Source organism: Streptomyces sp. NPDC037301 (genome assembly GCF_055602785.1).
This window is the reverse complement of sequence record NZ_JBVJWD010000001.1, coordinates 509,620-517,297: the sequence shown is the minus strand read 5'-3', so window position 1 is coordinate 517,297 and position 7,678 is coordinate 509,620. Positions and strand designations below refer to the sequence as shown.

The following is a 7,678-nucleotide window of genomic DNA, read 5'->3' as shown; positions in this document are numbered from 1 at the left end:
GGGTGCGTAGGGGACCTTTTTCTTTTTCAACTCCTTTGTCCGCGCTGCGGAACGCCCCCTCCCTCCCGGCTGGGCAGAGCGGTGGGGCGGGACCCCCACAGACCCCCCCCCCCACTGTCGTACGGATCACACGGCGACCGCGGTCACCGCGCAGATCACGGGCTCCGCTACGGCGTGACCTTCTCGATCACGACGCTGCCGGTGCCCGCCGCGGTCCCACGGCTGTTCACCAGGTGGACCTCGCCGAAGAACTGCCGGCCCTCGGGGGCCGCCCCGGCGACCGAGACCTCGGCACCGATCCGGGCCGAAGCGCCGTTGGCCAGGTTCACGGCCTTCGACTCGTCGACCTTGATCGTGCCGAGCGACGGTGCGTAGTACACATCGCGGTAGTCGTACGTGGTCGTCCCGGCCGGGACGGAGTAGCCGTCGATCACGACGGTGTACGTACCGGCGGCGGGCTTCACCAGGCTGACCGACTCCTCGGACCCGGCCGTGGTGGACTTGCCGACCTCGGTGTTGCCCTTCTTGACGTACAGGTCGATGTCGGCGTTGGTGTCCGACGTGCCGCCGATGGCGACGTCCAGCTTCTCGACGCCCTCACCGATGGTGACCGTGTACTCCTGCTCGTCGCCCGTCTTGATCGACGGGGTGGCGACCTTGGCCGAGCCCAGCGAGCCGCCCTTGAGCGTGCCCTGCAGGTCACCGGCGTTGTTGGTGACCTGCCAGTTCACCGCGGCCGGCGTGCCGACCTTCGCCTCGGCGATGGTCTGCACCGCCGGGGCGAAGGTCGCACCGAGCAGCGAGACATCCAGCTTGTACGGGTTGTCCAGCAGCGGCGACGTACGCCGTGCCTCGACCTCGATCTCCCAGACGCCCGCCTGCGGGTCCTTGTAGGAGCGCACATCGGGGCGGCAGGTGTTGGCCGGGTTCTCGTAGTTCGGGTAGCAGAAGATCGTGGAGCTGTCCTCCATCTGCACCCCGTACGGGTGGATGGAGATGAAGCGGGTCTGGCTGCCCGAGCGCAGCGCGCTCATCGCGACCTCAAGGGTCTTGGCGCCCTCCGGCACGGTCACGAAGTACGACGTGGTGCTGTTGCGCTGCACCGAGCCGGGCGCCTTGAACGCGTAGGCGGGCTTCACGAGCGGTGTGGAGACGACGACCGTGGTGAGGATCTGCTGGTCCACGCCGACGGTCTTGCTGTCGTCCACCTGCAGGATCGCGCTGTGCACTCCCGCGCTGCCCGGCTCCGCCTGGACCTTGACGGTGACCGGCTCGCCGAGCGGCAGGGAGACCGTGCCGGGACCGGTCAGCTTGAACGTGCCGTCGTTGTTCCTCCACGACAGCCGGTGCTTGACGGCCTTGTCCGGACCCGTGGTGCGGGTGATCGTGACGTCGTACGACTTCTTCTGGCCGGCCTTCAGGCCGCCCTCACGGTCGTACAGACCGGTACCGAAGCCGGGGGTCTTCAGCGCGAAGTCGATCGCGGTGTCGACCGGGGCCTTCACCGAGTACTCGTGCGCCGGGGCGCCCTGCTTCTCGATCTGCTTCCAGGCACCGACGATGTTGATCAGACCGGAGCCCTGGGCGTGCGCCGGCACCCCCATGATGTGGGTGGCGGTGCTGGTCAGCGCCGTACGCAGATCGGCCGGCGGCAGCTCGATGTGCTTCTGCTTCGCGGCCGACAGCAGCAGCGCGGTCGCGCCGGCGGCCTGCGGCGAGGACATCGAGGTGCCCTGCAGCATGGAGTAACCCGCCGGCAGGCTGTAGCCCGCCTCCTTGACCGGGCCGCCGGGCAGCCAGGTCTGGGTGGTGTTGATGGACGCACCCGGGGCCGTCAGGATCGGCGCGAAGCCGCCGTCCTCACGCGGACCGCGCGAGGAGAAGGGCAGCATGTCGTACTTCTTGGTGACGTTCGAGCCGTAGTTGGCGGCCCACGTCTCCTTGGAGATCGACGCACCGACGGAGATGACGTGGTCGGCGAGGCCGGGGTCGCCGATGGTGTTCACACCCGGGCCCTCGTTGCCGGCCGAGATGACCAGCTGGACGCCGTAGATGTCGATGAGCCGCTTGTAGAGCTCCGCGCGGGCGTTGTTGCCGTCGTTGAGCGGCGGCAGACCACCGATCGACATGTTGACGACATCGACACCGCGGTTCACGACGAGGTCGATCATGCCCTCGGTGAGCGCGATGTTGGTGCAGCCGCCGGACCAGGTGCAGGCACGCGAGGAGACGATCTTCGCGCCGGGCGCGGCGCCGTTCATCTTGCCGCCGAACAGGCCGTTGGCGGAGGTGATGCCCGCGACGTGGGTGCCGTGCTCGGACTCGATGACACCGATGTTGACGTAGTCGGCCTTGTCGCCGGCTGCGTTGTACACGACGTTCTTGCGGGTCTCGACGACGAACGGGATGCGCTCGACGACATCGGTCGCCGGGTTGTCCGTGCCGAAGTAGCCGACCTGGTGGCCGTCCTTGTACGGCTTCATGACGGCGTCGTTCGAGAAGTTGGCGTCGTTGTTCAGGTCGACGCGGGTGGTGCCGGTGACCGGGTCGTAGAGCACGGCCCAGACGTCGGTGGTGTCACCGTCGCGGTTCAGGTCTCCGGCCATGTCGCCGCCCTTGGTGGCGGCCTCGGAGAAGAGCTGGATCTTGTACGAGCCGGCCGGTGCCGAGTAGGTGCGGCCGCCGATGGTGAAGGTCGGGCCGCTCACCGAGGCCGTCATCGGCAGCCAGGTGCGGTCGCCGTCGTTGACCGGGTCGGTGGCCGTCACCCAGTCGACGATCTTGCGCTCGCCGGTGGTGGTCTTCTGGAGCGCCGGGTGACCGAGGTCGACACCCGAGTCCAGGATGCCGATGGTCACGCCCCGGCCGTCGGCCTTCGGGTGCTGCTCGACGAAGTCGACCGCGCCCGTCTCGAAGGACGGGTTGTACGGGTTCTTCGCCGGCGTCTTCTTGCCGGGCGCCGGATAGGTGCCCGTGGACTTCGTCGTCGCCCCGGCGGCCCGGTCGGCCGTGGGCGTCGGGTCGTCCAGCTTGATCTCCTGCTTGAGATCGATGCCGTGGACGGACGACAGCTTGGAGGCCGCCTTGATGGTCGCCTCGGCGGACGCGGTGGGCACGGTGGCCCGTACGTAGCCGAGCTTGTCGTACGCACGTCCCAGCACGGACCCCTTGACGGCGTCCAGTTGCTCGGTGACCTGCTCGGTCGCACCGGGAGTGGTGGCGACCATCATCGTGACGTTCTTCTCGCCCTTGGCCTTGGCCTTGGCCAGAACATCGGCGTCGGCCGAGCCGAGCTTGTCGGCCGTGGCACCGTTGGCGGCGGACTTGACCGGAGCGGGGGCGGGGGCATCGGCGGCGAAGACCGGGGCGGCACCGGTGGCGGCCAGTGCGGCCACCAGGCCGGCGGCAGCCGCGACTCGGGCCACGCGTCTCGCCCCGGGTATGGAACTGGGGGACTCGGAGGTCATCAGCATCCCTGAAGTGAAAGAGAGAGTCCGGAATTCGGTACCGGATGACCGCTCACCCTTTCGTAAATGACAGGGGTTTGTGGAGAGTCGAGGTGGGCGAGATGTGGACATGGCGGACTTCCGCCAGTGGTACTGATGCGCCATCAGGGACGAAACGGTGAGTAAGTGGCCTCCGTGGCCCGTCCTCAACGAGGCAGGATCATCACATACGCGGCCGGTTCACGGTCGGCCGCCGCCATCAGCGCCGTACGCACCACGACCGCCTGCTGCTCCCGCGCGTCGCGGAGCTTCTTCGGCGAGAGGTGGACGACGGTGACGCCGAGCCGCTCCAGATGTTCCCGCTTGGCGGCGTACGCGGACCACTGCGCGTGGTGATCCTCCTGGCGCCGGCCGTCGTCGAGCCTGCTGTGCCGTGGCGCCCTGGTGTCGAGCACCACGGCGACCGCCTCCTCGAGCCAGTAGGCGTCCACCCCGCCCAGATGTGGGCCGCCGGGCAGCCGCAGGTCCACGTTCCAGAGCGGCTCCGGCAGGCCGTACGTCCGCACCATGTCGTACAGCCGGCCCTCCGCCTGTGCCCGGCCCTCGGCGAGCAACGAGTCGACGGCGTTCACCACATGGGGGCGGCCCAGCAGTCCGGCCCGGCTCAACTCGCGTACGACGGCGGCCGGATCGCAGTGCCCGCCGCGGACGGCCTCGGTGAGCAGACGGCGTACGGCCGAGGTGTCCCCGAGCCCGGCGGCCGCGTCGGCAAGCGCCCGCTCCACCGGGGCCACGGGCAAGCCGCGCACCTGCTCGGGGCGGGGCGGCTCGGAGGCCCGCACCAGATGTACGTACCGGACCGAGCGCAGTCGCCGGATGCGCGGCACCAGTACATCGATCCGGTCCGACGACGCGGGCGGCGGCGTGGCCGCGAAGCCGTACAGGGCGAGCGCGGCAAGCCCGGTGACCATGGCCTCGCCGTACCCGGGCTCCGTGTCCGGCCCGGGCTGCGCGGGTACGCCCCGGCGGCCGGAGGCCGGTGGCCGGCCCGCGTACAGCAGGGCGGAACGCAGCCGTTCCTCGCCGGTGGGTGGTCCCGGGTGCAGGACGTACACACCGGGCAGCGGCTGCTGCCACGGCCCACCGGTCCTGCATCGCGCGGCAGCCTCCGCGGCGGACACGCCGTTTGCTCTCAACTGCGCTGCGGACAGCACACGTTGACGGACATCGCCGGCGATACGGATGCGGCAGGGAGAGAGTGGGGTGTTCTGGGTCATGTTCCGGGGTTTCCCGCATGCGGTCGCGGTGCTAACCCCTGTTACACGCCCGTTGGCAATTCAGGACAACGCCGTCCTAAAGTACGCACGTTCGACGACCCAAAAGGACTGTCCTGGCCACTTCCAGCCCGTCCCGGACACCTCCAGCCCGTCCGGCGTTCGAGGACGGAACCGCTGCCGGGTCGCCGGGCGCTCTCCACGGCCCCCCACCCCCGGACGGGCCAGAAAACCAAGCCCGTCCGGCGATTGAGGACAGAGCCGGAGCGCCCGGCCCAGGCGCATCCGTCAGACCCCGTCCGCCGCCACCGCGTCGCACCCCTGCGCCCGCAACGCCCGAGCCAGATCGTCCCGAGCCTCCAGCACCAGCCTCCGCAGCGCCGGCGCCGCATCCGCGTGCGCGGTCAGCCAGGCGTCCGTGGCCGCCAGCGTCGACGGGTCGTCCTGCAGGGCCGGGAACAGGCCCCTGACCACAGCCATCCCGATCTGGATCGACCGCTCGGCCCACACCCGCTCGATCGCCTCGAAGTACTTCTCCGCGTACGGTGCCAGCAACTCCCGCTGCGACGACTGCTCGAACCCCGTGATCGTCGCCTCCACCAACGCGTTGGACAGCGCCTCCGACTCCACGACGCCCGCCCAGGCCTGTGCCTTCACCGCAGCCGAGGGCCGCGAGGCCAGGCACCGCACCTGGTGCCGCTTACCGGACGCCGTGTCGTCGCGGGCCAGCTCGGCGTCGATCACCGACTCGTCGGCCACCCCGTGCGCGGCCAGCGGGGACAGCAGCGCCCACCGCAGCTCCTGGTCGACGTCCAGCCCGTCGATCTGGGCCGAACCGTCGAGCAGCCCGGACAGCAGCTGGAAGTCCGTGGCCGAGTCGGCGACCGACGCGAAGAACCGTGCCCAGGCCAGCTGGTGCTCGCTGCCCGGCTCGGCGATCCGCAGCTCCCGCAGCGCACCCTCGGCCAGCGCCCGGCCGCCCTCCTCGCGCCACTCGGGGGCGACGTAGTGGACCAGCGCGGTCCGGGTCCAGGCGTGCAGCATCTGCAGGACGCCGATGTCGGACTCCCGGCCGGAGAAGGACAGCACGAGGGAGATGAAGTCACGGGCCGGCATCAGCCCGTCCCGGGTCAGGTTCCACAGCGCGGACCAGCACAGCGCCCGAGCCAGCGGGTCGGTCATGTCACCGAGGTGCGCCCGCAGCGTGGCCAGGGACACCTCGTCGAAGCGGACCTTGCAGTACGTGAGGTCGTCGTCGTTGACCAGGATCAGCTCGGGCCGCTCGGCCCCCGCCAGCTCCCCGACCACCGTGCGCGGCCCCGCCACATCCACCTCGGCACGCGCGTACCGCACCAGGTCGCCGTCGGCGGCGCGCCGGTACAGGCCGACCGCGACCCGGTGCGGCCGCAGGTCCGGGTGGGAAGCGGCGGCCTCCTGGAGAACCGCCAGCTCCGTGATCCGGTCCGCCGAGTCGTACGTCGCCACCGGGGTCAGCGAGTTGACGCCCGCGGTCTGCAGCCATGACCGGGACCAGGCGGTCATGTCCCGCCCGGACGTCTCGGCCAGGACCGACAGCAGATCGCGCAGCTGCGTATTGCCGTAGGCGTGCTTCTTGAAGTAGCGCCGGGCGCCCTCCAGGAACGCGTCCCGCCCCACGTACGCCACCAGCTGCTTCAGCACGGAGGCGCCCTTGGCGTAGGTGATGCCGTCGAAGTTGAGCTTGGCGTCCTCCAGGTCACGGATGTCGGCCGTGATCGGGTGCGTGGACGGCAGCTGGTCGGCGCGGTACGCCCAGGACTTGCGGTTGTTGGCGAAGGTGATCCAGCCGTCCTTGAAGCGGGTCGACTCGACCATGGCGAAGACGCCCATGAAGTCGGCGAACGACTCCTTCAGCCACAGGTCGTCCCACCACTGCATGGTGACGAGGTCGCCGAACCACATGTGCGCCATCTCGTGCAGGATGACGTTGGCCCGGCTCTCGTACGACGCCTGCGTCACCTTGCCGCGGAAGATGTACTCCTCGCGGAACGTGACACAGCCCGGGTTCTCCATCGCGCCGAGGTTGTACTCGGGCACGAACGCCTGGTCGTACTTCCCGAACGGGTACGGGTAGTCGAAGTTGTCGTGGAAGAAGTCCAGGCCCTGCTTGGTGACGAGGAAGACGTCGTCCGCGTCGAAGTGCCGGGCGAGGCCCTTGCGGCACATCGCGCCGAGCGGGATCTCCAGCTCCGTGCCGTCGTCGAACGTGCGGGTGTAGGAGTCGGTGACGTAGTGGTACGGACCGGCCACGATCGCCGTGATGTATGTCGAGATCGGCTTCGTCTCGACGAACCGCCGCACCTCGCCGTCCCGCGACTCCTCGGCCCCGTTGCTCCAGACCGTCCAGCCCTCGGGCGCCGTCACCTCGAAGCGGAAGGGGGCCTTCAGGTCGGGCTGCTCGAAGTTCGCGAAGACCCGCCGCGCGTCGGCCGGCTCGTACTGCGTGTAGAGGTAGACCTCGCCGTCCTCCGGGTCGACGAACCGGTGCATCCCCTCTCCGGTCCGGCTGTACGCGCACTGCGCGTCGACCACCAGGACGTTGTCGCCCTCCGGCAGCCCCTCCAGTGCCACCCGCGTCCCGTCGAAGACGACGGCGGGGTCGAGCGGCTGCCCGTTCAGCGTCACCGTGTTCACGCTCGGCGCCACCAGATCCGCGAAGGTCGACGCCCCCGCCCGCGCGGTGCGGAACCGGATCGTGGTCACCGAGCGGAAGGTCCGCGGACCGGAGGAGGCCCCGTCGCCGTCCCCGTCGGGCCCACCGACGGCGGAACGCAGATCGAGAGCGACCTCGTAACCGTCGACGGTCAGCAGCTCGGCCCGCACACGGGCCTCGTCGCGGGACAGGTTCTCACCGGGCACGGCACACTCCTTTGTGTCACGTTCGAATAGTTTGATCCTCCCATGTCGCCACTCGGCCCG

The 7,678-nt window shown here is 69.8% G+C and carries 3 protein-coding genes; all 3 read right to left on the bottom strand.

Going from position 1 to position 7,678, the window contains the following annotated elements:
• Positions 1-167 precede the first annotated feature (167 nt).
• The 3 genes from ACZ7IB_RS02460 to pepN all read right to left on the bottom strand — a co-directional run bounded on the left by ACZ7IB_RS02460 (position 168) and on the right by pepN (position 7,618).
• A complete protein-coding gene (locus ACZ7IB_RS02460) occupies positions 168-3,473 on the bottom strand; it encodes a S8 family serine peptidase (protein ID WP_470908495.1) in 3,306 nt (1,101 codons plus the stop codon).
• A gap of 179 nt (positions 3,474-3,652) precedes the next feature.
• Complete coding sequence (locus tag ACZ7IB_RS02455) at positions 3,653-4,723, bottom strand: hypothetical protein (protein ID WP_470908493.1); 1,071 nt, start codon at positions 4,721-4,723, stop codon at positions 3,653-3,655.
• A 285-nt stretch (positions 4,724-5,008) separates the two neighbouring features.
• Positions 5,009-7,618: an aminopeptidase N gene (gene pepN, locus ACZ7IB_RS02450; protein ID WP_470908491.1), complete on the bottom strand. Its 2,610-nt coding sequence runs from the start codon at positions 7,616-7,618 to the stop codon at positions 5,009-5,011.
• Positions 7,619-7,678 lie beyond the last annotated feature (60 nt).